This window comes from Streptomyces sp. PSU-S4-23, from assembly GCF_055632315.1.
In genome coordinates, this window is sequence record NZ_JBVMUU010000002.1 from 1548187 (window position 1) to 1574139 (window position 25953).

At 73.0% G+C, this 25953-nt stretch carries 20 protein-coding genes; 4 read left to right on the forward strand and 16 right to left on the reverse strand.

Annotated elements, in window-relative coordinates; all coding sequences use genetic code 11:
- Nucleotides 1–324 precede the first annotated feature (324 nt).
- From ald to ACZ79I_RS07875, 4 genes are all read right to left on the reverse strand, one after another.
- Nucleotides 325–1449: an alanine dehydrogenase gene (gene ald / locus ACZ79I_RS07860; RefSeq protein WP_471495458.1), complete on the reverse strand. Its 1125-nt coding sequence runs from the start codon at nt 1447–1449 to the stop codon at nt 325–327.
- Between the two features lie 167 nt (nt 1450–1616).
- Complete coding sequence (locus ACZ79I_RS07865) at nt 1617–3683, reverse strand: tetratricopeptide repeat protein (RefSeq protein ID WP_471495460.1); 2067 nt, start codon at nt 3681–3683, stop codon at nt 1617–1619.
- Between the two features lie 369 nt (nt 3684–4052).
- Complete coding sequence (locus ACZ79I_RS07870; RefSeq protein WP_471495462.1) at nt 4053–4679, reverse strand: NUDIX domain-containing protein; 627 nt, start codon at nt 4677–4679, stop codon at nt 4053–4055.
- Between the two features lie 85 nt (nt 4680–4764).
- Nucleotides 4765–6432, reverse strand: a complete 1668-nt coding sequence (locus tag ACZ79I_RS07875) for a CTP synthase (protein ID WP_471495463.1) — start codon at nt 6430–6432, stop codon at nt 4765–4767.
- Nucleotides 6433–6902: 470 nt separating this feature from the next.
- Here ACZ79I_RS07875 and ACZ79I_RS07880 point away from each other — a divergent pair, with 470 nt between their 5' ends.
- Complete coding sequence (locus ACZ79I_RS07880; RefSeq protein ID WP_471495465.1) at nt 6903–8705, forward strand: glycoside hydrolase family 15 protein; 1803 nt, start codon at nt 6903–6905, stop codon at nt 8703–8705.
- Nucleotides 8706–9193: 488 nt separating this feature from the next.
- Here the strand turns inward: ACZ79I_RS07880 and cas6 are convergent, their stop codons facing one another.
- From cas6 to ACZ79I_RS07930, 10 genes are all read right to left on the reverse strand, one after another.
- Nucleotides 9194–9925, reverse strand: a complete 732-nt coding sequence (gene cas6, locus ACZ79I_RS07885) for a CRISPR system precrRNA processing endoribonuclease RAMP protein Cas6 (RefSeq protein WP_471495467.1) — start codon at nt 9923–9925, stop codon at nt 9194–9196.
- Nucleotides 9925–10299, reverse strand: coding sequence for a hypothetical protein (locus tag ACZ79I_RS07890; RefSeq protein ID WP_471495469.1), 375 nt, complete (start codon nt 10297–10299; stop codon nt 9925–9927). Before ACZ79I_RS07890 ends, cas6 begins: the two co-directional genes overlap by 1 nt.
- A gap of 13 nt (nt 10300–10312) precedes the next feature.
- Entirely contained in the window at nt 10313–10738 is a 426-nt protein-coding gene (locus ACZ79I_RS07895) for a hypothetical protein (RefSeq protein ID WP_471495471.1), read from the reverse strand.
- Complete coding sequence (locus ACZ79I_RS07900) at nt 10735–12102, reverse strand: RAMP superfamily CRISPR-associated protein (RefSeq protein WP_471495473.1); 1368 nt, start codon at nt 12100–12102, stop codon at nt 10735–10737. Before ACZ79I_RS07900 ends, ACZ79I_RS07895 begins: the two co-directional genes overlap by 4 nt.
- A complete protein-coding gene (locus ACZ79I_RS07905) occupies nt 12099–13421 on the reverse strand; it encodes a hypothetical protein (RefSeq protein ID WP_471495475.1) in 1323 nt (440 codons plus the stop codon). Before ACZ79I_RS07905 ends, ACZ79I_RS07900 begins: the two co-directional genes overlap by 4 nt.
- The gene (locus ACZ79I_RS07910; RefSeq protein ID WP_471495477.1) at nt 13414–13959 is read right to left on the reverse strand and encodes an RAMP superfamily CRISPR-associated protein; all 546 of its coding nucleotides are present in this window, start codon (nt 13957–13959) and stop codon (nt 13414–13416) included. The genes ACZ79I_RS07905 and ACZ79I_RS07910 overlap by 8 nt, the downstream gene beginning before the upstream one ends.
- Before the next feature lie 5 nt (nt 13960–13964).
- Nucleotides 13965–15365, reverse strand: a complete 1401-nt coding sequence (locus ACZ79I_RS07915) for a Cas10/Cmr2 second palm domain-containing protein (protein ID WP_471495479.1) — start codon at nt 15363–15365, stop codon at nt 13965–13967.
- Complete coding sequence (locus ACZ79I_RS07920; RefSeq protein ID WP_471495481.1) at nt 15365–17593, reverse strand: TIGR03986 family type III CRISPR-associated RAMP protein; 2229 nt, start codon at nt 17591–17593, stop codon at nt 15365–15367. The genes ACZ79I_RS07915 and ACZ79I_RS07920 overlap by 1 nt, the downstream gene beginning before the upstream one ends.
- The gene (locus tag ACZ79I_RS07925) at nt 17590–18891 is read right to left on the reverse strand and encodes a hypothetical protein (RefSeq protein WP_471495484.1); all 1302 of its coding nucleotides are present in this window, start codon (nt 18889–18891) and stop codon (nt 17590–17592) included. Before ACZ79I_RS07925 ends, ACZ79I_RS07920 begins: the two co-directional genes overlap by 4 nt.
- A 479-nt stretch (nt 18892–19370) precedes the next feature.
- Nucleotides 19371–19598, reverse strand: coding sequence for an antitoxin VbhA family protein (locus ACZ79I_RS07930; RefSeq protein WP_471495486.1), 228 nt, complete (start codon nt 19596–19598; stop codon nt 19371–19373).
- A 247-nt stretch (nt 19599–19845) separates the two neighbouring features.
- On the opposite strand from ACZ79I_RS07930, the gene ACZ79I_RS07935 reads away from it, so the two are divergent.
- The 3 genes from ACZ79I_RS07935 to ACZ79I_RS07945 all read left to right on the forward strand — a co-directional run bounded on the left by ACZ79I_RS07935 (nt 19846) and on the right by ACZ79I_RS07945 (nt 23377).
- A complete protein-coding gene (locus ACZ79I_RS07935) occupies nt 19846–20175 on the forward strand; it encodes a DUF3817 domain-containing protein (protein WP_471495488.1) in 330 nt (109 codons plus the stop codon).
- A 130-nt stretch (nt 20176–20305) separates the two neighbouring features.
- Nucleotides 20306–21688 (forward strand): FAD-binding oxidoreductase, encoded by a 1383-nt coding sequence (locus tag ACZ79I_RS07940; RefSeq protein WP_471495490.1) that lies wholly within the window; start codon nt 20306–20308, stop codon nt 21686–21688.
- A gap of 48 nt (nt 21689–21736) precedes the next feature.
- The gene (locus ACZ79I_RS07945) at nt 21737–23377 is read left to right on the forward strand and encodes a PucR family transcriptional regulator (RefSeq protein ID WP_471495492.1); all 1641 of its coding nucleotides are present in this window, start codon (nt 21737–21739) and stop codon (nt 23375–23377) included.
- A 63-nt stretch (nt 23378–23440) separates the two neighbouring features.
- Here the strand turns inward: ACZ79I_RS07945 and ACZ79I_RS07950 are convergent, their stop codons facing one another.
- On the reverse strand, nt 23441–24577 hold the full coding sequence (locus ACZ79I_RS07950; RefSeq protein WP_471495494.1) for a glycosyltransferase family 4 protein: 1137 nt from the start codon (nt 24575–24577) through the stop codon (nt 23441–23443).
- A 611-nt stretch (nt 24578–25188) separates the two neighbouring features.
- Nucleotides 25189–25953, reverse strand: coding sequence for a hypothetical protein (locus ACZ79I_RS07955; protein WP_471495496.1), 765 nt, complete (start codon nt 25951–25953; stop codon nt 25189–25191).

Sequence of the window (25953 nt, forward strand, 5' to 3'; positions counted from 1 at the left end):
ACCATGCCGACGGTTGGCGACTCTATGGCGTGTCGGCGGTCCGCAGCAACACAATCCGCCGGACCCGGCCCGATGTGTCGGCAATGAAACATCCCCCTGTCAAGGGTGTCCGGGCATCGTTCGCCAGGTTTCACCGGTGTGCGAAACGGTTGAAGGGTTACGTTCGAGGCGAGTTGAACGAGTGCCGCAAAGTGACCATACACACAGCCGGCCGGACCTTGTCGGGCAAGGTCCGGCCGGATTCGCCGTGTTGACGAGGTGAGTTGACCTGTCGCCTTGTGGCCACGGCCCGTCGGAGCGGGCCGGGCGGCCGCCTGGTCGCGCCTAGCCGATCAGGGACTCCAGGTCCGTGTGCGGCAGACCGTGCGCCTCCGCGACCTCCTTGTAAACCACCTTGCCGTCATGGGTGTTGAGGCCCCTGGCCAGCGCGGCGTCACGGCGCAGCGCCTCGGCCCAGCCGCGGTTGGCGAGTTCCACGATGTAGGGCAGGGTGGCGTTCGTCAGCGCGTAGGTGGAGGTGTTGGGCACCGCGCCCGGCATGTTGGCGACGCAGTAGAAGACCGAGTCGTGCACCCGGAAGGTCGGCTCGGCGTGCGTGGTCGGGCGGGAGTCCTCGAAGCAGCCGCCCTGGTCGATCGCAATGTCGACAAGGACACTTCCGGGCTTCATCCGGGAGACCAGCTCGTTGGTGACCAGCTTCGGGGCCTTGGCGCCCGGGATGAGCACGGCGCCGATGACGAGGTCGGCCTCGAGGCACGCCTTCTCCAGCTCGAAGGCGTTGGAGACGACCGTCTGGATCTTCGTACCGAAGATCTTGTCGGCCTCCTTGAGCTTGTTGATGTCCCTGTCGAGCAGGGTGACGTGGAAGCCCATGCCGATGGCGATCTGGGCGGCGTTCCAGCCGGAGACACCACCGCCGATGACCACGGCCCTGCCGGCCGGCACGCCAGGGACGCCGCCGGGCAGTACACCGCGGCCGCCGGCCGCGCGCATCAGGTGGTAGGCGCCCACCTGCGGGGCCAGCCGGCCCGCGACCTCGGACATGGGCGCGAGCAGCGGCAGGGCGCGGTTCGGCAGCTCCACGGTCTCGTAAGCGATCGCCGTGGTGCCGGACTCCAGCAGCGCGTCCGTGCACTCCTTGGACGCGGCCAGGTGCAGATAGGTGAAGAGCGTCTGGTCCTTGCGGAGCCGGTGGTACTCCTCGGCGACGGGCTCCTTGACCTTCAGCAGCAGGTCCGCGGTGGCCCAGACCTCGTCCGCGGTCTCAAGGATCCGCGCCCCGGCCGCCACGTACTCCTCGTCCGGGATCGAGGAGCCGACGCCGGCGTTCCGCTCGATGACCACCTGGTGGCCGTGGCGCACCAGCTCGTGCACGCCGGCGGGGGTGATGGCCACCCGGAACTCGTTGTTCTTGACCTCGCGGGGAATGCCGACCTTCACGTCGATCACGGTCCTTGGCTCAGAGGGTTCTGGGGCTGTGGATGCCCAGGGCAGCGCATGCCCGGTCATTGCACGTCATACCGGGACACAGGGGAGCGCACCGGGAGACACCGCTGGAGAACCGGCGGCGGAACCAGTCTAATGAAGGATTTCTAGCTGTCTAGCCTTTCATTACTTTAATCCTCGGCGGATGTACTACGGATTTCGCAGGCGTTAGCGTGATGTTCCCGGGTCGAGGCGCTGTCCTCGCGCCCGTCTCCCAGCATGCGCTCGGCCGCGCCCCTGTGCAGCCGGGCGGCCGCCGGGTCGCCGAGGCGCTCCAGGGTGTCGGCCATCCGCAGCTGCAGCGCCGCCCGCAGCCGCGAGTCCTCCGCGCGCCGTGCCCATTCGACCGCCTGCTGGCAGGTGTGCAGCGACTCCTCGGGCCGGCCCGCGTATTCCTGCACCCTGGCCAGTTCGCTCAACGCCCGCGCGTGGGCGGCGACATCGCCGCTCCTGCGGTGCAGGGCGATCGCGGCGCGCCAGTTGCGCAGCGCCTCGCCGTAGCGGCCCGCGTAGGTGTGCGCGGCGGCGATGCGGCCGTAGAGCCGGGCGGCGTCCGCGTCCTCGCCGCGGGCGAGCCGCTGGGCCAGGGCGCGGCCGTACCAGTCGGCGGCCCGGTCGTAGTCCCCCGTCTGCTGGTGGGCACCGCCTACGGATTCCATCGCGCGGCCCGTCGCGTACGGGTCGTTCGCCTCCCGTCCGGCGTCCAGGGCGGCCCGGTAGCGGGCCAGCGCCTCCGTCGTGCGGCCGGTCTGCGCGTCCAGGTCCCCGAGGTTCAGCAGGGCCGCCGCCCGCTCGCGGGGCAGGTCGCGCCGCTCGGCGATGTCGAGGACGAGCCGGTGGACGCCGTACAGCTCGGGTGCGGCGGCCCGAGCACCGAAGTGGGCGACCATGGCCCTCACCAGCGCGGCCAGCAGGCGGCGGGCCAGCGTGTCCAGCTGACCGTCCAGGACCGCGAGCCGGGCCGCCGCCAGCAGCGCGGGCTGCCGGGCGCGCAGCCAGTCCTCGGCCGCCCGGGGGCTCGGGAACCGCAGGGACCGGGGCAGCGCGGCGAGCCTCTCGCGGGCCTGCGGGCTGTCGGTCTCGGTGATCACGCGGCAGGACTGCAGCAGCCGTACGGTCCGCTCCAGCATCCGGGCGCGGGCCAGCTGCAGCTCTCCGGGCCGGTCCTGGCTCTCGGCGAGGGTGCGGATCATGGGCAGCAGACAGCCGGGGACCTCGTACTGCGGCAGCGACGAACCGAGGCGCCGCAGGAAACCGAGGGCCGCCAGGTCGTCGAGGACGGTGCGGGCGTCCTCGACCGAGCAGCCGGCCAGCGCGGAGGCGGTGTGCGGGTCGGCGAGGCCGGCGGGGGCGAGGGAGAGCAGACGCAGGAGGCGCCGGGCGGTGCTCGGCAGCCCCCCGTAGGAGAACCGGAAGACGCGGACCAGCGGGGGCCCGTCGTCCCCGGCCCGCAGTTGCTTGGCGAGGTCGGCGACGGCGGCCTTGGGGCGGGCGGCCAGCCATCCTCCGGCGAGGACGAGCGCGGCGGGCTGGCCCGCGCACTCCTCGACCAGCCCCTCGGCGGCCCGGGGGTCGACGGTGATGCGCACGGAGCCGGTGTGGCGGGTGAGCAGTTCCAGGGCGGACTTGGTGTCGAGGCCGCCGAGGGTGCAGGGGCGGACGTCCGCGATGCCGGTCAGGGGGCCTTCGGACACGGCCACGGCGAGGCAGTCGGGCGAGTCCGGCAGCAGCATGTCGACCTGCTCGGCGGCCACCGCGTCGTCGAGCAGGAGCAGTACGCGGCGACCGGCGAGGGCCTCGCGCAGGATCTGGGCCAGTTCGTCCTCGTCGGCGCCGGCCGGGCTGGGCAGGCCGAGGGCGGTCAGCAGCTCACGGACGGTGCGCTCGACCGGTACCGGGGTGCCGTCGGGTTCGCTGAGGCGGGCGCGCAGCACGCCGTCCCCGTAACGGTCCGCAACCTGGCGTACCAGCTCCTCGGCGAGCGCGGTGCGGCCGGATCCGGGCCGGCCCGCGATGAGCAGTACCCGGGCGCGGGGCGCCTTGCGGCCCGCGATGGTGTCCAGCCCGGCACGCTCGATGTCGGCGCGGAGTTCCTTCAACTCCCTTGTGCGTCCCAGGAAATGATGCTCCGTGGCGGCGGGAGGCAGCTCGCTCCCCGGCAGCTCGCCGCCGCCTGCGTCCACCGCCTGATCCGTCACGGGCCACACTCCCGTCCCACTGCGCACACGGGCCCGCCGGGCCTTGGGCGGGTCGTTGATCAGAGCCTAGTTCACGCTCTGCGACGATCCCGGCGGAGCATGGCGGGCATATCCCTCGATCGGATCACCTGATGGTACGACCGGCGGCGTCGTGCAGCGGTGCGATCCACACCCGGCGGCGGGCCCGGTCCCGCGTCCTCGAAGGCACAGGGCGACGGCGGTCCCGGTGCGCGATCCCGGCGGGTCCGGACGTCGAAGGACCACGCGGTCCCGGACATCGAAGAGCCGAGCGGGCCCGGACGTCGAAGGGGCGCGCGGGCCCAGACATCGAAGGGGCGCGCGGGCCCAGACACCGAAGGCCGCGCGGTCTCAGGCGTCGAAGGGGCGCGCGGGCCACGGCGCCCCGGCCGGGCGCAGCGCGTCCAGCCCGTCGCCGTTCCGCGCCGCGACCAGCGAGAGGACACCCACCACCAGGCAGTTGTTGTGCAGGTCGCCCCCCAGGACGCCCCCCACCAGCTCCTGGAGCGGAACGCGGGCCACCTCCATGTCGGCCTCCTCGTCCTCGACCTCGAATCGCTGCCCGTCGGCCTCCGACAGATCACGGGCCAGGAAGATGCGCACGGCCTCGTCGCAACCGCCGGGCGTCGTGTAGACGTCCGTGAGCACACGCCAGTCCTCGGCCTTGACGTGCGCCTCCTCGTACAGCTCACGCTGAGCGGCGCGCAGCGGGTTCTCGCCGGGGACGTCGAGCAGGCCGGCGGGGATCTCCCAGAGCTTGTGGCGCACGGGATGGCGGTACTGCCGGATGACCAGCACACGGTCCTGGTCGTCGAGGGCGAGGACGGCCACCGAACCGGGGTGCACCTGGTAGTCGCGGCGGGCCACCGTGCCGTCGGGCATGATCACGTCGTCGGTGCGGACGGAGGTCTTGTTGCCGACGAACGGGGTCCGGCTCGCCCTGACCTCCCACTCCTCGGCGGTGTCCTTGATCGTCATGTCGCCCTGTTCCTCCCACGCCCTCGCACACACCGGGGCACGCCTCCCGAGGGGCGCGCACCCCGGCCACCGTACAGCCCCGGTGTCACTCGCCGTTCTTCCGGCGCACGGCCGCCCTGACCAGGCCGGCGAACAGCGGGTGCGGCCGGGTCGGGCGGGAGCGCAGCTCCGGGTGCGCCTGCGTCGCCACCAGGTAGGGGTGCACATCACGCGGGTACTCGACGTACTCGACGAGCTTGCCGTCGGGGGACGTGCCGGAGAACACGAGCCCCGCCTTCTTCTCCAGGTCGGCGCGGTAGGCGTTGTTCACCTCGTAGCGGTGGCGGTGGCGCTCCTCGACGTACTCCTTGCCGTCGTACACCTCGCGTACCAGGGAGCCCTCCGCCAGCTTGGCCGGGTACATGCCCAGACGCATCGTCCCGCCCATGTCGCCCTCACCCGCGACGATGTCGAGCTGCTCGGCCATGGTGGAGATCACCGGGTGGGCGGTGGCCGAGTCGAACTCGGTGGAGTTCGCGTCCGGGATCCCGGCGAGGTTGCGCGCGGCCTCGATCACGATGCACTGCAGGCCGAGGCAGAGGCCGAGCAGCGGGACCCGGTTCTCGCGGGCGTACTGGATGGCGCCGACCTTGCCCGCGACCCCGCGGTCGCCGAAGCCGCCCGGGATGCAGATCCCGTCCACGTCGGCCAGCTGCTTCCTCGCGCCCGCCGGGGTCTTGCAGTCGTCGGACGTGACCCACTTGATCTTCACCCGGGCCTTGTTGGCGAAGCCGCCCGCGCGCAGCGCCTCGGTCACCGACAGATAGGCGTCGGGCAGGTCGATGTACTTGCCGACCAGGGCGAGGGTGACCTCGTGCTCGGGGTTGTGGACGCGGTCGAGCAGGTCGTCCCAGGTCGTCCAGTCCACGTCGCGGAAGGGGAGGTCGAGCTTGCGGACGACATACGCGTCCAGGCCCTCGGTGTGCACGACCTTCGGGATGTCGTAGATCGAGCGGGCGTCGGGGCAGGCCACCACCGCGGCCTCGTCGACGTCGCACATCAGGGAGATCTTGCGCTTGATCGCGGTGGGGACCTCGCGGTCGCAGCGCAGGACGATGGCGTCCGGCTGGATGCCGATGTTGCGCAGGGCGGCCACGGAGTGCTGGGTCGGCTTGGTCTTCAGCTCGCCGGAGGGGCCGATGTAGGGCAGCAGCGAGATGTGCACGACGAACACGTTGTCGCGGCCGACCTCGTGACGGACCTGTCGGACGGTCTCCAGGAACGGCAGCGACTCGATGTCGCCGACCGTGCCGCCGACCTCGGTGATCACGACGTCCACCTCGTCGGTGGCCATGCGCCGGATGCGATGCTTGATCTCGTTGGTGATGTGCGGGATGACCTGCACCGTGTCGCCCAGGTACTCGCCGCGCCGCTCCTTGGCGATCACCGTCGAGTAGACCTGGCCGGTGGTGACGTTGGCGGAGCCGTCCAGATCGCGGTCGAGGAAGCGCTCGTAGTGGCCGATGTCCAGGTCCGTCTCGGCACCGTCGTTGGTGACGAAGACCTCACCGTGCTGGAAGGGGTTCATCGTGCCCGGGTCGACGTTCAGATACGGGTCCAGCTTCTGCATGACCACGCGCAGCCCCCGCGCCTTGAGCAGCATGCCGAGGCTGGAGGCGGTCAGGCCCTTGCCGAGCGAGGAGGCGACACCCCCGGTGACGAAGATGTGCTTGGTCGTCGTGGCTGTGCTGTTTCGAAAAACAGTGGGCGGCATGGCCAAGAGGGGGCTCCCGTGGTCGCGGTATGGGGTGCGATACGAATCACCCTCCGAAGGGTTTCCGGGGGGTGCCGTCGCTGCGGTTCGGGGGTTTCGTGCCCACCGGTCCACGGGCTACCAGGGTATCAGCGCCTCGAGAGGGCCGCTCCCGGCCACGCTCCGCACATGTGTCACCACGCTCGCGCGACGAGTCACCCGTGCCCCACTCGTTCGGACCAGTCTCGTTGCCCGGAGCGGCACGCGGATCCCCCACGTGCGTCGTATCCTGCTCGGACACTCACTGCCGAGCGGTCCCGGAAAACGGCACCACCCCCGCACGTGCCGGAACAACAAGGGCTCGTCAGTTCGTTGAACATCGACTGCATCATTGACGAATGAGTCGGTGGGCAACGCGTTTCCCACACACCCCATGACCGCAAGACCGACCGCCCCTGCCAGGGCGACATGGCCGTTCGACTGGAGTTGCATTGGCCGGGCGTATCGAAGACTACGCACTCATCGGAGACATGCAGACCGCGGCGCTGGTCTGCCGGGACGGCACCGTGGACTGGCTGTGCCTGCCCCGTTTCGACTCCCATGCCGTCTTCGCGGGCCTGCTCGGCACGGAGGAGCACGGGTTCTGGCGCCTGGGGCCGGCCCACGCGGCGGACGCCCGGCCGCCGGCCGCGACCCGGCGGACCTACCGCGGTGAGTCCCTGATCCTGGAGTCCGAGTGGGACACCCCGCGCGGCACGGTCCGGATCACCGACTTCATGCCGCCCCGCGACGGCGCCCCGCAGCTGATCCGGATCGTGGAGGGCGTCACCGGCCGGGTGCCCATGCGGTCCGCGCTGCGGATGCGGTTCTCCTACGGGCGGGTGGTGCCCTGGGTGCACCGGCACGAGGGGCGCACGGTCGCCGTCGCCGGGCCCGACTCCGTGTGGTTCGACACCCACGCCGAGACCTACGGAAAGTCGCTGACCACGTACGCGGACTTCACGGTCGCGCCCGGTGACCGGATCGCGTTCACGATCTCGTGGCAGCCCTCGCACAAGGAGCCGCCGCCGCTGCCGGAGCCCGAGCAGTCGCTGGAGGCGACCGAGGACTTCTGGCGCGAGTGGGTGGAGCACTGCACGTACCACGGCCCCTACCGCGAGGCGGTCATCCGCTCCCTGATCACGCTCAAGGCCCTCACCTACGCTCCGACGGGCGGCATCGTGGCGGCGCCCACGACCTCGCTGCCCGAGGAGATCGGCGGCGTCCGCAACTGGGACTACCGCTACACATGGCTGCGCGACGCCGCCATCACCCTCTCCTCGCTGCTGCGCACCGGCTACCGCGAGGAGGCCCGGGCCTGGCGCGAGTGGCTGCTGCGCGCCGTGGCCGGCGACCCCGAGAACCTGCAGATCATGTACGGCATCGCCGGGGAACGGGAACTGGGCGAGGCGGAACTGGACTGGCTGCCCGGCTACGAGCAGTCGGCCCCGGTGCGCGTCGGCAACGGCGCCGCGCACCAGCTGCAGCTGGACGTGTACGGAGAGGTCACCGAGGCCCTGCACCTGGCCCATATGACCGGCCTGGCCCGCAACGACTACGCGGCCCTGCTCCAGCTCAAGCTGATCCGCTACCTGGAGCAGCACTGGGACGAGCCCGACGAGGGCATCTGGGAGGTGCGCGGGCCGCGGCGCCACTTCGTGCACTCCAAGGTCATGGCCTGGGTCGCGGTCGACCGCACGATCAAGCTCATCGAGTCCGGGGACGCGGACGGCCCTCTGGAGAAGTGGCGCGAGCTGCGCGACGACATCCACCGGGACGTGTGCGAGAAGGGCTACGACAAGGAGCGCAACACCTTCACGCAGTCGTACGGGTCCAGGGAGCTGGACGCCTCCCTGCTGCTGATTCCCCAGATGGGCTTCCTGCCGCCGGACGACAAGCGCGTGATCGGCACCATCGAGGCGATCCAGCGCGAGCTCTCCACCCCGGACGGCTTCATCCTGCGCTACCCGACCTCCGGGGAGGAGGAGGGCGTGGACGGGCTCCCGGGCGACGAGGGCGCGTTCCTCGCCTGCTCGTTCTGGATGGCCGACGACCTCGCGATGATCGGCCGCGTGGACGAGGCCCGCAAGCTCTTCGAGAAGCTGCTCGCCCTGCGCAACGACCTCGGCCTGCTCGCCGAGGAGTGGGACCCCCGCCTGCAGCGCCAGGTCGGCAACTTCCCGCAGGCCTTCAGCCACGTCCCGCTGATCGACACGGCGCTGCGGCTTACGGCTTCGGGGGCTTACGGGGGCTGAGGCGGGGCGCGGTGGAGGCCGGGTACGGGTGCTGGGTACGGGCAGATGCGCGGCCCGTACCGGCGCTGCGGGGAGAGGCCCCGAACCCATGATCGCGCGCGGGGGCATCGGGGCAGGTCAGCAGCGCTTTGCGCCCTTCCAGTGGTGTGGCTCGCAGCCCCCAAGGCGTCTGCCCGCTAGATCGCGCGCAACGGACACCGTCATCGCAGCTCACGGGGGCGCGGAATGCGGTAGGGTCCGCTGACAACGCCCGAGGTCAGGGGCATAGCAACTTCAAGAAGTCAGTGACTTCCTTCTCGGTAGCGGGTCCGCTGACAACGCCCGAGGTCAAGGGCATAGCAACGTGGCGCACAGCTTGAGTTCACCGTTGTAGTTGTTGTGTCCCTGACGACGCCCGGGGTGAAGGGCATAGCAACCGCGCGCCAGAGCCAGCGCAGGTTGATGAGGCCCGCGTCCGCTGACGACGCCCGAAGCGAGGGGCTTACGCGCTACTCCAAGCCGACGTCCACGCACCCCAGGCCATGAGTGGTCTGGGCCCCGACCCCCGATGCCGCCGCGAACAGCGACAGCCCGGCCAGCAGACCGGCGGAACCGTCCGCACCGTCCGCACGCGGCCCGACCAGTGTGAAGGCCGTGTCGCCCGTGAAGCCGACGCGGGAGCCCGCGCCGAGGTCGACGGGACAGGACGCGATGTCGTGGGCGGAGAGGGCCACTGACGACAGCAGTGCCTTCTCCTGGCCCTCGTCGATCCGCGCGTACGGCGGCGCGAAGAGGTTCCAGCGGCGGACGAGCCCTCCGTACAGGAGGACCGGGTCGGGCAGTGGGTGCCAGCGGCCGTTGCGGGAGAAGTACGTCGCGGAGACGAAGCGCATCACGACGCGCCGGGCGCCCGGGACCTGGCACAGGGCCGGGTACGGCGTGAACTCCTCCTCCGCCTCCCCCACCGTGAAGAACTGCGCGCCCAGGCGCACCCGCAGACCGGTCAGCGCCGTCAGGTCCGGGCGCGGGCTGTCCTGGAGCCAGCCGATGCGCAGTACGGCCGTCCCGGGCCGGCCGGCTGCCATGAGCGGTGAGACCGAGTACGGCTTGTGCTGGGCGTGGTGATCCGCGCCCACGCCCTCCAGAAGCGTGGCGGTCAGGCCGTGGAGCTGGGCCGGTGTCACCGCGCGCTCCGTGGACGGCCGCTCGGCGCGCAGCACCAGCGTCCAGCGGGCCGGCATCAGCGAACCCCTCCGGCGGCGGCGCCCCAGGCGAGGGCGCGGCACCCGACCGGGTTGCCGTCGGCGTCCCGTACGACCCGTGCCGGGACGAGCAGGTCGCCGCGCTCCGGCATCGCGTCGGCCACCACCCTGGACACGACGTACCACGTCCCCGGTACCGGTTCCGGCAAGTCCAGCCCCTCCTCGTAGCCGAGGCGGAGGACCGGCACCGCGTGGCCGTTCACCTCCAGCCGGCTCTCCTCCCGCGCATGCTCGGCGCGCCTGGCCGACGGCCCGGCCACCGGTAGTTCGGCGACGGTGCCGCCGTCGGCGGCGATCACGCGCACCGGGTGGGGCGTGAGGTTGACCAGGCGGCCGGTGAGGAACGGTCTCATCGCTCCCCTGGCCCTACGCGCGCACGAAGGTGACCGGACTGGCGCCGGGCACCTCCAGGAGTTCCCACCCGCGGCCCAGCACCGTCTCCGGCAGCGGCCCCGCCTGGCGGTCGTCCGGGCTCCAGACGACGGGACGGCGGATGACCGGCATGACGACTTCGGCGATGAGAGCCTCCGGCCCGCTGTCTCCCTCACCTTCCACCAGGCGCAGCAGCGCCGCGTACGCCACCTCACCGTCGAAGCGCACCCGTACGCACCGGTCCGCCGCCCAGCCCCACAAGTGAGTCGCCCCGAGGGGCAGCACATCCGGAGGGGCGTCGGTGACGTGGATCCCGTCCAGGTCGGACCACGTGCACCCACAGCCGTCGAGCAGGGCACACACCTGTGCCCAGTACAGTCGGCCGTAGCCGTACAGCCGGGCGGGCTTGGTGTCCGTCATCCAGCGGTCTCCCGGTCCGGATCGAGATGGGCGGCGAGAACCGCCATGGCCTCCGCGCGTTCCGCCGCTAGCGCGGCGGCGTCCGCGTCCACGCGGCGCAGCGTGCCGTAGCCGCGTGTCGTTCCGCCGCCGATGCCGAGGGCGCCGGTGTGCAGATCGTGGAGGGCGAGCCGGAGGGCGGCCCGGACGGCCGGGTGCACCTCCCCGTCCTCGTACACCTCCAGGGTCAGGCGGCCGCTCTCGGCGACCTCTTCGGCGAAGAGCAGACCGCCGCCCGCACCGCCGAAGACCCGGTCGAGGGCGACGTGGTTGCGTGCCCCGACGCGGGCATCGGTCAGCGGCGAGTCGCCGAACCGCAGCCGGGACCGCAGGCCCACGGATTCCGTCGTGGATTCCGTGGTGGATTCCGCCTTGGCTTCCGCCGCGCCCCTGCCGTCGCCGCCCCAGCCGAACGACGTGCACACCATGCAGTCACCGCAGGTGTCCGGCCCTCCGTCGCAGACGGGCAGGCCCAACGACCCCAGGATGAACTCGCAGCGGCCGCGCAGTACACCCTTCCACGTGGTGCCCGGCACATAGGGGCGGTCGCGGTGGTCCCGCAGGAGCGGCGCAGGCTCCGCCGCCCTGTCTTCGTCCGCTCTCCTGGGCTCCGAAGCCTCGGTGACGCCCGAACCGATGTGCAGGGCATCGACGATCTCCCACGTGGAGCGGATCGCCGGAGAGCCGTCGGCCGGATCGGGGGTGAGGCTGTGCGCGCCGGTGAAGAGCTCCGGCCCGCCGCGGGTGAGCCAGACACGACGCCCCTCGGCGGTGTCCAGATCGATGGTGTCGTAGCGGATGGCGGTCGTGCGCGTGGTGCCGTGGCCGGTGCTGCGGCCGCCGCCGATCAGGGGCTGCCAGCTTCGCAGGGCGGCGAGCACGGCCTCGTGGTGGGCGGCCCCGTCCACACGCAGCAGGCACCGGACGCGGGTGCCGGGAGGCAGGTGCTCGCCGGTCCGAAGGGTCGTGGCGCGGGCGGCCGCACGGTGGCGGTCCACTGCCGTCTGCCTGCGGTAGGAGAGCCCGCCGGCGGGCAGGCGCAGTTCGGTGCCGAGGAAACGGACGGCCGACGGTCGTCCCCGCGCTTCCTCGTCGCCGGGCTCCTCCTCGCCCATGAGTGCCTTGACGCTCTCTTCCCCCAGGCGGGCGCGTACGTGGGCGCGGAAGGAGCCGGCCAGGGACGTCGGTGGGATCCACGGACCGCCCCAGCCGTCTCGCGCCACCGGCTGTGAGAGCGTCGAGCCCTGCTCCCGGCGTTCCGGGGCGCCCACAGCCGCATAGCCGGTCAGCTCGAACTCGACCTGGGCGAACAGTATGACGGTCACCGTCGGCCCTCCCGGACCCGCGCCTCCAGGTGGACGAGGATCCCCTCCAGATCCTGGACGTCCCGCTTCAGCACCGCTTCGAGGCGCACCCTCAGTCGCTCGTTGTGCAACAAGCCCTCGGCGGCGGGCTGGTCGAGGAACCGGCTGCCCGCGGGTTCTCCCCGGCGCCGACGCATCGCGCATTCCCGCAGCCATTTCAGGTAGCGGGCCCCGGCGCCTGTCTCGTACAGCAGCCTGGCCATGCCGCTGTAGAGGTCTTCCTGCCGGGGCCGTACGACGGCCGCGGCCATCTGGGGCAGGGCCCAGCGGCCCAGTTCCACCCAGCCGAAGCCCTCGGCGCGGCGCAGGCCGAGGCCGTGATCGCGCAGGGCGGCCAGTCCCTCCCCGGTCGGAGTGCTCGCCAGGCGCAGCAGGAAGACGCTGCCCGCGGACACGGCCAGTTCCTCCGCCTTGGGGAGGTTGGTGAGCGCGTTCCATCCGTTGACCCGTTCGCGGCGGACCCAGCTGCGGTCCAGCATCACGTCCGTGCCGAGCAAGGAGGTGAGCAGTACGGTGTCCGGCCCGTCGGTGGGCCGCCCGGCCGCGTCCACCAGGATCGCGGGCGCCGTCAGCCGCACGACGAGTGTTCCGTCGACGACCAGGTCCGCAGGATCGGGAAGTGCGGCGGCGTCCGGGAGTGCGGTGTACTCGGCGGCTCCACCGGTGCTCCGCCGCCCGCCGATGTGCAGGGCATGGGCGGCGAGGAGCCATTCCGCCCCCGGTCCCGAGGTGTCGGTGATGCGCCCGGTGAGTTCACGCGGGCCGCCTCCGTCCTTGCGGTGGCTCAGTGACCGCCGTGTGAACAGCCGGCCGTCCGCGGCACGTTCGTCCTCCGTCAGCGCCACCCGGGTGTTCTCCACCACGGGCGCTGCCGTGCCGAAGAACTCCACCTCGCCCCTGCCGGCGACCAGGGGCCCGCCGCAGTGGCGGCAACGCGGGCGGGCTCCCGCGCCCTCTCCGGTGGCCGCCATGTCGGCGTGCTCTCCCCTGCACTCCCACTCGGGCCGGTACTTGCACCGGTACACCGACAGCGGCACCACGGCGGACACCGGGTCGAAGAGCGGCCCGTACCGCACCGGGCCTTCGAAGAGGTGCACGAACTCATCCCGGCGGGCGGGCGGCGCGCCCTGGGGCGGCCCGTAGGCGCGGATCCACGCGGCGGCGAGGGCACCGCGCAGCACGGAGCCGGGGATGTGCCGGTACGTCTCGACCGGGGCCCGGCCGCGCGGGCGGCGGCCGAGGGCGGCGGGCTGGGCCAGTCGCAGGGTCACCTCAGGCATCACGGCCCCGCAGGTTCTCGAAGCGGGCGAGGAGTTCGTCGTCCACGGGCGGGTCGAGAGGGGTGCAGGTGACCCAGCCGAGTCCGCGGCGGCGGTCCGCGCCGAGCGCGTGGACGCCGGCCGCGGCGCAGGCCAGCACGGTCAGATGGGTGCGTTCGTCGTCCGCGGTCAGCGGACCGGTGCGGGTGACGCTGAAGGAGGCCGTGCGAACCCAGACCTCCTCGGCGAACAGCAGGTGGTTCCTCTTCGCCGCCCCCGTGCCCGGGTCGACGGCGATCCTGGCCCGCTGTCTGACGACCGGCACGTCGTGCACGGTGGCGCCGCTCCAGTGCCATGGTGAAGGGCGGCGTGCGGCACCGAACACCGCGTCGAGCAGTTCCCGGTGCCCTGGGAGCAGCAGCGCCGCCGAAGCGCGCATCACGCCTTTCAGTGAGGAGGCGGGCAGCAGGTCGAGGTCGTCCACCGTGTCGTTCGCCCCGGCGGCCGCACGCCCGGTGCTGACTCTGAAAGGGCCGTGGAAGTCGATACGTACCCGCATGGCCGTCATCGCCACCACCGCACGATCCGCAGCGCCTGCTCGAGCGGGATGGCGGGGGCCGCGCCCGTCGCCGCGTCGGGCCAGAAGGGCGCGATCACGTCCCGGTGGCCGAGCCTGTCGACGGTGTTGCGTACCCGCAGCCTCTCCTCCGGTGTACGGTCCCGCAGTTGCCCGCTGAGACCGGCCCGCAGGGAGGCGGGCAACGCCGCCAGCGCACCCAGCTCGGCCGCCGAGGCTTCGAGGGTCGCGAGCGTGACCGGCGGCGGGAGGTCGCCGCCGCCCCGCCCCTCGTCGGTGATGTCGACGAAGTCCACGGACGCCTCCGCACCCCGCACCCGGGCCTTCGCTGCGCGCAGCCGCGTTTCGGCCTCCTCCACGACGAGGTGGAAGGGGTGGGTGGCCCGTGCGAACACCAGGCCCGCGGACGCCGACAGCCGCGGCAGATCCGGTATCCCGGTCTGCTTGCGGGTCCGTTCCGCCAACCGCCCGAACGCGGCCAGGCAGCTGCGGGTGAACTGCCAGGCACGGTCGGCCGGCAGGCTCACCAGCACGTCGTCGCCGCCCACCAGATGCGGTACGACCCACAGCAGGGCGCCGTCGTCCGGCCGCCGCACCGCGCGGGCCGCCTCGGCGAGAGCCGTGCGGGTGTGGGCGTTGAGGTCCTTGGAAATCCGGGCCTTGAGCCTGGCGTCGGCCTTCCTGCCGCGCTGCGCGAGATGGTGGAAGAAGTCACCGAAGGCGTTCCCGTCGACGAAGACGGTGCCGAGATGGTTCCGGTCGGTGTCCGGGGCACCGAGCCGGGCCAGCTCACCGAGGTCTTCCGCGGTACGGGGGACGCCGAGCGTGCGGGCGAGATCGTTCTCGGCGCCTTCGCCGGCGACCCTGACCTTGCGGGAGTACCGCATGTCGCAGTCGGCGCAGGCGTCGAGGGCGTCGTCGGCCGCGACGCCCGCGGGCAGGCGCGCGGCCGCCGGATCCTGATGGCAGACGCGGCAGACCACGGCGTACGAGAACTCGTGGGCGGGCGGCAGATCAGCGAGAACGTCGCCGCGGACCAGGCGCGGACCGATGGCGTCGTGGTGCGCGTCGAGGTACGTGGCCCCGGTACCCCACACCGCCTGGAACTCGGCGCCCGGCAACGCCTTGCGCAGATGGGCGAACACATCACGGGCCAGGGCGCGGGCCACGTCCTCGTCGCCGCGCTCCAGCACGAGGTTGACGACGCCGTCGGCCTCGCCCGCCTCGGTGTTGACCCTGGCGCGCCCGCCCAGCACCGGATGCCCGTCGGTGAGGCGGGTGGCTTCGGCGACCGCGGCGCTCGCTCCGCGCCGCCCCTTGAGCTGGGGCGTGCGGGCGAGATAGCTCTGGATGCGCACGGCCGACACGTCGAGGTAGAGGGATCCCATCAGCGCCGGCCTCCCTTGCCGGGGGTTCCGCCGCGCGGAGGATGGCCGCGCCGGCCGGGCGGTGCCGGTTTCGGCCGGGTTCCGCCGGGTGGCCCGCCCGCCGCGTCGGGGCGCTGCGGCGGCTGTTGCCGCTCCCGCCGCTGCGGCGCGCCATGCCCGCTCCCCCGGTGCTCGCGGCCGAGTACCGGCAGGGTCTGGTCAGCGTCGGTCGGCTCCGGGAGCGGGAGGAGCGGGTAGGTGCCGTTCTTCTCCTCGTAGCCGCGCGACTGTGTCCAGAACTCGAATCCCGCAGCGAGGCCCGTCTTCCCCGAGGGGATCTGACCGGCCGGAATGGGCTGCTCCGGCGGATACCACACGGTGCCCGGCTCCACTCGGTCCAGCGTGAGGGCCGCCGCCGCGGCCGGCCAAGTCGCCGACACCCCGCTGTCCACCCTCTCGCGGAAGTCCGCCACCGCCCCGGTGACGGAGATCTCCGGGGCGTCGCCGCCCGTGTAGCGGGAAGCGGCATCGTCGATTTCGAGCCCTCTGATCTCTGCCGTGCAGGTGCCGAAGCCGAAGGGCCGTCCGCCCCCGACCGCACAGCCGATGCCGGTGCCCTGTCCTGCGGCCTCCAGCAGAAGCTGCGGGGCGAGCGCCACCAGGACCGCCCCCAACTCCGCCGTGTCCAGACCGCTGAAGTGCACGCTGAATCCGAAGCGGGCACCGGGGAGGACGGTTTCGGCGGTGCCGGCCGTCTTGCCGTCCCAGTCCCGGTTCTCTACGCGGAACAGCGGCCGTTCCTGGTGGCGGCCCGTCAGCCAGTACTGCTTGCGGCCGCGGAGACGGCGTACCCCGCCCTCGCGCGGTGTGTCGGCTCGCGAGCCCCACTCCCTCAGGGGATTCCCGTAGAGGCCGGGGCGGGTCGTCCGGTGCTCCAGGTAGAACTGACCGGCCCCGGGCTTCGGCATGCCCAGTGGCGCCAGCTTCTCCTCCCGCACGGTGACTGGGGCCAGCGGGCGAGCGTCGGAGAACCGCAGGTGCCCGCGGTACGCCTGCTGCTCGCTCTCCGGGCCGCCGGTGCCGCTGGTGTCGGCGGACCCGAAGACCCGGCAGGTCGGGCACAGTTGCTCGGCGTCTTCGCAAGGGCGCAGGACGGGGGGCACCCGCTCGGCGGCGGAGCGTTCGCCTGCGTGCCGCCAGATGTGGGACAGCGCCATGCCCTCGATGACCGTCTTCTCGATGGTGGCGAGCCCGACGGAGGTGGTCTCCACTGCTGTCCGCACCCAGATGACCTGTCCCCCGTGCAGCACGGGCCGTGCCTCGTGACGCTTGCCGACGAGCCGTTCACCGTCCCCGTAGTGGTACGTCACCTCGGCGGGCTGCGGCCTGTCCGTCCGCAGCCTTTTGTCCCGGCGCGCCCGCCGGACGTCGTCAGCGCCGGCCACCGACCGCTGGAAGTCGTCCCACGCCTTGTCGGTCACCCCGGGGACGAGACCGTCCTGCCCATCCCCGCGGGCAAGCTCGCCCACGGCGCAAAGGAAAGACTTGTACTTCTTCCGGGCACCGCTGTCGGTGACGAGCACCACCCAGCCGTCGCCCGGCCCGACCCAGTGGTCCTTCGTCACCTCGTTGCGCCACGTCTCCTGACGCCCCTTGCCGTACTTCTTCTCTTCCCAGCCGCTGACATGCACCGTTGCGCCGGTGACCACCCGGTCCGCCCCGCCGAGCAGTTCGGCGAGGCGCCGGGCCGGCACCCAGGCCACCGTGGAGCACAGCCGCAGTCTGGTGGGGCGCCCCTCCCGGGCCTCGTCGACGACGGCGAGCGTCCAGTCGTCGCCGCGTGCCTGCACCGGATCGCGGTAGCCGGGCCGGAAACCGGCGTCGAACACGCGCAGGCACCCGCCGGCGAGCAACTCGTGCAGGGAGCGCACCACACCGGCCAGCGACGACCCCGGCAGGAAGGGCACCGGCTCGTTCCCGGCCTCGGCCTCGGCACCGGTTCCGGGGAAGGTCCGGCGCGGAAACCGGTCGGCGCCACCGCGGTCTGCGTCGCCGCGCCGGATCCCGCGCAGGAGCAGCGGGCTGCGTGCGGTCAGCTCCACGTCGATCCGGCCGGTGTAACGCCCGGCCGCCAGGCGTGCGTGCCCGGTGGGCGCGCGCCGGAAGCCGGCCTCGTCGGCGACGTCGGGAAACGGGACGAAGGTGTAGGGATTGACGAACCTGTCGTGGCCAGGGTGCTGCGCGCTCACGCCGTGGCTCCAGTCGCTCGCTCCTGCCGGGGAAGCGGTCTGCGTACGGGTGGCACGAAGGGAACCAGTTCGGTCTGCCGTCCGATCACCGCGCCGAGGGCCAGGACGATGGTGGCGGGCGCGTCGGTGAAGAGCACGCCGCGCACCGGACCCTGACGGCCGGTCCGCGCACTGCACTCGTCGAGCCTGCGCTTCCAGTGGTGGGCGACGTACCTGATCAAAGCCTCGTAGGCGGCGGCCCGGTCGGGGATGTTGCCGGAGCGGGTGTCGATGACGAGGGCCGCGCCGCAGCGGTTGTCGGCGGGCGCCGTGCCTTCGGGGAAGACGTAACCACCGCCTGTGCCCCGGTCGGCACCGACCCCTGTCCGGGCCGCTTTCACGGCGTCCTCCACCATCGTCGCGTTGTCCGAGACCCGCAGGACGAGGGCGATGCGCTGAGGGGCGGTGCCGTCCTCGGCGTCGCCGCCGGCGCCGGTGCCGTCCTCTGTCCCGTCCCCGAACTGCCGCCACTCGGGGTCCGCCGCGGGGTCCGTCGTCAGCACCTCCCGTAACTCGGTCAGGTCCTTCGCGTCCGGCACTGCCTTGAGGCGGCTGTCGAGCCCCACAGCCGGGAACACGGACTTCCCGCGCTCCTCCGACAGGCCCATGAGCTGTGCCCGGACCGCGCGCGTGGGGGCGGGAGCGGCCGGAGTCGCTGCCCGCGCCTGCGTCTGCGGCTCTTCGTCCGGGGCCTGCCCACCGCCGTCACCGCTCTCGGCGTACACACCGACGGTGTCGTGCAGCTGGAACTTCAGCAACTGGCCGAGCCGGTAGGCATCGGGAAGCCGGGCGGTGATGTAGAAGGACACCGACTGTGGGGCGCCCTGGCCCTCAGTCTCCTCGGCCAGCCTGGCCTGCATCACGCGAAAGGCCAGCCCGGTCCGGTCGGCGACGGTCACCCCGCGCAGCATCTCCTCCACGTCCACGGTGAAGCACGTCGAGTGCTTGCGCCGCGCGTCCGCTTTCATCAGCTCCAGCCGCGACCGGTCCCCGCCCGGACCCTGCGGCATGTACAGCACGATCCCGGCCCCTTCACGATGCCGCAGCGCATCGGAGAAGAAGGCGAGCGTCAGCACACCGACGACGAGGCAGAGGAGCATCCACCACACCGAGGACCCGACCCCCGGCACCGCCTTCACGAGGTCCGGCAGCAGACCGAGCGCCAGCGCACCCCCGAGCGACGCGAGGACCACGGCACGCCCGTCCCCGGACTTCAGGAACTTCCAGAGCCGCCCGAACCACCGTGACAAGCGGCTCACCCCCGTAGGCCACACTGAACTCAGCTCGTACATCACGCTACCAATGACGGCACATCAGGGGCCCGCTTTCGGTCACCACTCAATGCCGTCTCGGAGGCGGCGGAGGCGATCGGCGCCGAGCTCGGAGCGAACGCTGCCACGCACAGCAGGGCGCCCGGCCGCGGATTCCGCCTCCGCATCGATGCGGGGAAGTGGCTCCGTAGGTCACGGACATCCCCCGGTGACCGTCCCGTATGCCTTCCCCCGCACCCGCCCTGGCAGTTCAGCTGCGACCACGAGAGGTCGTAGCCGGCGTCCCGCGCCAACTGACGGAGAAAGGCACGTTGCGCGCGTCCGTTGCCCTCCCTGAAGGGGTGGAGCGCGTTGATGTCGCCCTCGCCCGGCACGCGTCGGGTCTGCCTCCGCCTGGGCGAGGACGCCGGCTTCGTCGATACCGAGGAGGTTGCGCAGTGTGCCGTTGGGGAAGAGGTACGGACCAGTCATCCGGCGGAACGGTTGACGGTGCCGCTGTACCGCGCGACGGCACGAGCGACCAGGTCGTCCGCGCTGACCTCACCGCGACTGTATGCCTCCGCGTCCCGCTGCGCCTGTGCTGAGACATGCAGTCCTTCGGCGCGCAGGGAGCCCTGCGCGCCGATTCCACCGAGGCACGTCGGCTCGTGGCCGTCGAGAATCCGCAACTCTCCGCCGCGACCCGTGTGGATCACCCTCGCAAAGTCAGATCCGGCAAAAGTTTGGTCCGTACCTACTTTCAGCCCCCATGACGCGCACTCGGCGGGCCCCGCGACCGGCACGTTCCGTGCGTCGTCCGGGCCGTACAGCCATGACCGGGGGCCCTCCAGGCGGGCGGCCCTGCCGTCTTCCGGGACCTGGTGAGTCGGGCACCTCCACCGGTCGCTATGGTGACCGAACAGCTGTGCCGGTTGGAGGGTGGGAGGGATCGGGCCGTTGCAGATGTCCACATACAGCGGGCGACTCTTCGCCGTACTGCAGATATTCCGGCTGGTGGCGGTCGCGGAGGGGACCTTGCTGCCCGCTCTCCTGATGCTGGTCCTGGTGCGTTACTCGACCGGTGCCGGTGCCTCCGCGGTCGCCGTGATCGGTGCGACGCACGGCACCGTCTTCACCGTCTATCTGCTCCTCCTGCCCATCGTGCGCAGGGCGCTGGGCTGGCCGTGGCGAACGGCAGGGATCGCCTTCATCGCCTCGCTGGTGCCTTTCGCACCGTGGGCTCTCGAGCGCCAGTTCCGGACTGAGGTACGCAGCTACGCCGAGCGGCGGTAGCGCGACCCCCTGCGCCTTCCGGCCGTGCGGGCGTGAGCCGGCCGCATGCTCCTCGGGCCGGCCGGTAGGGGCCTGCCCGCCCGGCTAAGCTGGAGGCAGTCCTGTCCCCCGCTGGAAGGGGGCGGCTGCCGTGGCTCCCCTCTCCAAGGCGCGCGCTGCGCTCGCCGCGCTTCGCGAGGAACTGGCGGGCGACGTCCTCGCCCCCGGCGATCCGGGGTACGACCTGGCCCGGACGGTCTTCAACGCGAGGATCGACCGCCGGCCGGCCGTGATCGCGCAGTGCGCGGGGACGGCCGACGTCGTGCGGTCCGTGCGCTTCGCCCGGGACCTGGATCTGAAGGTCGCCGTCCGCGGCGGCGGCCACTGCGTCGCCGGCATGGCGGTCAACGACAACGGCATGGTCGTGGACCTGCGCCGGATGCACCAGGTCACCGTCCGTCCCGGCGCCGCCTCGGCACGGGTCGAGGGCGGCGCCCCGACCGGCCGTCTTGACCGCGTCGCCCAGCCGCACGCCCTCGCGACCACCGGCAGCCGCTACTCGGCGGCGGGAGTCGCCGGCTTCGTCCTCGGCGGTGGCAGCGGCTGGCTGGACCGGGCCTTCGGACCGGCCGTCGACAACCTGCTCGACGTCGAACTGGTGACCGCGGATGCCAGCGTCGTCCGCGCGGACGCCGAGGACGACCCCGAGCTGTTCTGGGCCCTGCACGGCGGCGGCGGGAACTTCGGCGTCGCCACCGCGCTCACGCTGAGGCTGCACGAGCTGCCCGAGTTCTGCGTGGCCCTGGTGCTGTTCGGGCCCGGGACGGGCCCCGAGGCGATCCGGGTGCAGCGGGATCTGATGGCCACCGGCCCGCGCGAGGCGGGTGGCGCCGCCCTGTACCTGACCGGGCCGCCCGAGCCGTTCGTCCCCGGGCGCCTGGTCGGGACGCTGCTGTGCGCGGTGGTGGTCACCTACGCCGGCGGCCCGGACGCCCTGCGCGAGCTGGTCCGGCCGCTGCTGGCGCTGCCGCACGAGGCGGAGGTCGTGGCCGCCGTCCCGTACCCCGACGTGCAGTGCATGCTCGACGATCCGCCCGGACTGCGGAACCACTGCCGGGCCGGGTATCTGACCGGCCTGCCGGACGAGCTGATCGATGCCTTCTGCGCCCGGGCGCGCACGATGCCCGTTCCCACGGCCTGCCGGCAGATGCTGTTCCCGCTCGGCGGCACGGCCGCCACGGGACGCCCCGGCTACCCGGTCCCCCACCAGGGCGCGCCCTGGGCCGTGCACGCCTGCGGCGTCTGGGAGAACCCGGCGGACGACCTGCGGGTCCTGCGGTGGGCCGGGGATCTGCGCGACGACGTCCGGCCCTGGCGCACCGGCGTGGTCCGCGTGAGCCTCGTCGGGGACGAGGGCAGGGACCGGGTGGTGGCCGGCCTCGGCACCGGGAACCTCAACCGCCTGGCGAGGGTGAAGCGCCGCTACGACCCGGACAACGTGTTCCGGTACAACCACAACATCGCGCCGGCCTGACCGGGGCCGAGGGTGCCTTCGGGGCATCCCCGCAGGTAGCGTCGCCGCATGGACAGCCGTTTCGACCCTCAGAGCGCCCCGGACAGCGGGATCACCGTGCAGCGGGCGCTGGAGCTGCCCGGCCTGCGCAGCGGGCTGCCGGAGGTGGTGGCCGCCGCCGACCGGCTGCACCGCACGGTGCGCTGGGTGCACGCGGGCGAGGTGCCGAACATCGCCTCGCTGCTCAAGGGCGGCGAGCTGCTCCTGACCACCGGGTACGGCCTGGGCACCCGCCCGGCCGACCAGCGCGCGTTCGTGCGGACGCTGGCCGAGCGGGGGATCGCCGCCCTGGTCGTGGAGCTGGGCCCGCGCTTCACCCGGCTGCCCGCCGCCCTGGTCGAGACGGCGCGGGCGGCCGGTCTGCCGCTGGTGCAGCTGCATCGCGAGGTGCCGTTCGTGACGGTGACGGAGGAGATCCACACCGAGATCGTCAACGGCCACTACGCGCTGCTCCAGCGGGCCGAGGAGGTGCACCGCCGCTGCACGGAGGCGCTGCTGGGCGGGGGCGGGGTGCCCCAGGTGCTCGGCATCCTGGCCGACTTCGGCGGCAACCCGGTGTTCCTGGAGACCGCCGACGGCCGGCTGCTGTACGCCGCCGGGTCCGGGCCGGCGGACACGGACCCGCTCCAGGTGTGGGAGGGCCTGCGCGGCCAGCACAAGGACGCGCCCCCGGCGGGCACGACCCTGGTGGACGTGCCCGGAGGCGGGGCCGGCGCGGGTGCCGTGCGGGCCCGGCTCGTGCTGCTGCCGGTCAGCGCGCCGGTGGCCCCGGTGCACCGGATCGCCGCCGAGCGGGCCGCGGGCATCCTCGCCGTGGTGCTGATGCAGGCCCGGCAGGAGGAGGAGCTGGCGGCCCGCGGGCGCGGCGACTTCCTCACCGACCTCGCCGAGGGCCGCATCGCCGCGGAGGACGCGCCCGCACAGGCCGGGGTGCTGGGCTTCAAGCCCGGCAGGAGCCCGCTGCTGCCGGTGGTGATGCGGCTGGCGGACGGTCTGTCCCCGGCCGGCGGTGGCTGGGCGGTGCTGGCGCGGGCGGTGGCCGAGGAGCTGAGCTCGGTGGGTGTGCCCGTCCTGCTCGGCGTCCGACCGGTGGAGGGCCGGGTGCCGCTGCTGCTGGGCCTGCGTTCGGAGTCGGAGCGCTCCGCGGTCGCCGACCGGGTGGCGGGGGCGCTGCGGGCGGGCGTGGAGCGGGCCGGGATGAGGCGGCAGGGCGCGCCGCCGCCGGTCGTGGTGGTCGGCGTCGCGGGCGGCTGGGCGGCGGCCTCGGCGGGTCTGCGGCATGCGGCGGAGACGGCGACGGCGGCGCAGGGGCTCCCGGAGCGGCCCTGGTACGACGCCCGCCGCCTCGACATCGACCTCCTGCTGTGGCGGCTGCGCGACCATCCGGACCTGGCGGCTTTCGTGGACCGCGCGATCGGCCCGCTCCTCGACCACGACCGCCGCTCCCGGCCGCCGCTGCTGCCCACACTGGAGACGTATCTGGCGCACGCGGGCCGCAAGGCGGAGACGGCCCGCGAACTGCACCTGAACCGGCAGACCCTCTACAACCGGCTGGCCCGCATCGGCGAGCTGCTGGGCACGGACCTCGACGACCCGCAGACGGTGCTGGCCTTGAGTCTGGCGCTGCGGGCGCGCCGGCACGTGCCCTGAGCGCCCCGCGGGACGTCCGGCGCACCGTCTGCGGGTGCGATGGGGGCGGCCCCCTGTTCCCGCTCAGACGATGGGCCGTGCCTGGGTCAACTCGTCATAAACGCTGAGGACTTGGGCCACGGTCTCGTCCTCGGTCGGCCAGCCGGCGGCCTGGCGTGTGCCTTTGTCGCGCAGCAGCCGGCGGCGTGCCGGGTCGTCCAGCAGCCGTACCACGGAACGGGCCAGCGCCTGTGCGTCACCGTACGGGACGAGTTCGGCGGCGTCGCCGACCAGTTCCCGGATGCCGCCGACGTCGGTGGCGACGAGCGGGACGCGCGCGTGCAGGGCCTCCTGGGCCAGTACGGACCGGGACTCCCAACTGCTCGTCAGCAGCGCGATGTCGGCGGCTGCGAGCAGGTCGGCCACGTCCTCGCGCCGCCCGACCAGCCGCACGGGCAGCTCCTCGTCCTCGATGCGCCGCTGCAGCACCGCCCGCAGCGGCCCCTCCCCGGCGATCACTACGAGGGGCAGCGGGTCGAGGCGGCGCCAGGCGCGGGAGGCGTCGAGCAGTACGTCGTACCCGCGGTGCCGGTCGAGGGCACCGACGGTCATGAGCAACGGACGGCCGGTGGCGCCGAGTTCGGCGAGGATCTTGGGGTGCGTGCGTTCGGGGTCGTCGTGCTCGGCCGGGGTGGGCGGCGCCGGAATCGAGACGGCGGCGAGCCGGGCGTCGCGGGCGCCGCGGCGGCGGGCCCGGTCGACGAGGTCGGAGGAGGTGCCCAGCACGACGGACGCGGCCCGGGCCACCCGGCGTTCGAGGAGGCGCACCAGATGGGCGCGGGCGCCCTCGGCGTGCGCGCGGGTGTGCCAGGTGACGACGAGCGGGGTGCGCAGGCAGCCGAGGGCCAGCGCGGCGCGCAGACCCGCGTGCAGTCCGTGCGCGTGCACCAGGTCCGCGTCACCGCAGGCGAGGCGGAGCGCGGCCAGGGAGGCGGGGTCCGTGCTGCGGGGCACGGGCACGTGCAGCGCGCCGACGCCGGCGAACCCGTAGGTGCGTTCGGCCTCGGTGGGGGCGCACACGGTCACGCTGACGCCCCGGGCCACCAGGCCCGAGGCCAGCGAGCGCACGTGCGCGCTGCTGCCCGCGCTGCCGCCGCCGAGCACCTGCACGGTGCGCAGCGGCGGCCGGCCGTGCGGTGAGTGGCTGCTCGCAAGGCTCACGTGGCCGGGGCTCCTGGTTCGGCGTCTGGACGGTCACGAAGAAACGTACAGAAGGTTCACGCGGTGGACTGGACCGCGCGACGTGCTCGGCGGATGACTCAAGGATGCCAGGGCGCGCGGGTGTTGCGGCAACGGCGGGCGCGCGCGCCGACGGCGGACCGGGCGCCCGGAGGCGGGCACGGTCACTCACTCGGGTGAGGGACGAAGGGGATTCGGGTGCCGTCCGGGCGGGTGGGACGGGTGGGACCGATGGGACCGGGACCGATGGGACCCGTGGGACCGGATGGGACCCGTGGGACCGGATGGGACCCGTGGGACCGGATGGGACCCGTGGGACCGGATGGGACCCGTGGGACCGGATGAGACCCGTGGGACCGGATGAGACCCGTGGGACCGGATGAGACCCGTGGGACCGGATGAGACCCGTGGGACCGGATGAGACCCGTGGGACCGGATGAGACCCGTGGGACCGGATGAGACCCGTGGGACCGACCGGACCGACCGGACCGACCGGACCGACGGGACCGACGAGACCCTGGGACCGACGGGACCCGTGGGACCGGGACCGACGGGACCCGTGGGACCGGGACCGACGGGACCCGTGGGACGGGTCACCTCGTGCCCCACGACCTGGCCGCCTCGCTCACCTTCTCCCCGTACACCGCCGCGGCCGTCAGCGCCGCCGCGTGGGCGAGAAGTCCGGCCCGGCCCGCTCCGGTGACGATGGCGGTGCCGAGGAGGGCGCCGAGGGCGTGCGCCCCGGTGTCGCCGAGCATCGCACGCTCCCCGAGATCGTCCGGGAGGACGGCGCCTGCGGCCCCCATCGCGGCGGCGGACAGCTCCCCGGCCGGTCCCTTCCGCACCAGCCCGGGAGCGCCCAGCGCGAGAACGGCACCGGCGGCGCGTCCCGGCCGTACGTCCACGAGGTTGACGAGATGGGCGGCCCCCGCGATCACGACACCGGCAAGCACCTTGTCCAGCGGCCGCTGCTTGAGCGCGGCCCCGGCGACGAGCGCCCCGGCCGAGATCCCGAACAGCTTCACCGCGCCGCTGGTGACTTCGCCGTGCCCCAGTGCGGACAGATGTGCCCGGAACCCACGCCGCGGGTCACCGGCGCCGGCGATGTCGTCGTAGGCGCCGCAGGCCCCGGCGACGAGCACGGCGGCCGCGGCGGCGGGATGGACGCGGCCCGCCGCGAGCGCGGCCGCCGCCGCCACGGCGGGCCCGGGGTGGAGCCCTACGGTCCGCCCGGCGTGGTTCGTCCGCTGCCAGCGTCCGTCGCCGCCCGGCGCGACGGCGCGCAGGCCGGCCGCCGCGGCCCGGGCGACGGTCGCGGACAGGGCGAACGAGACGGTACGGCGCATACGGCTGATCAT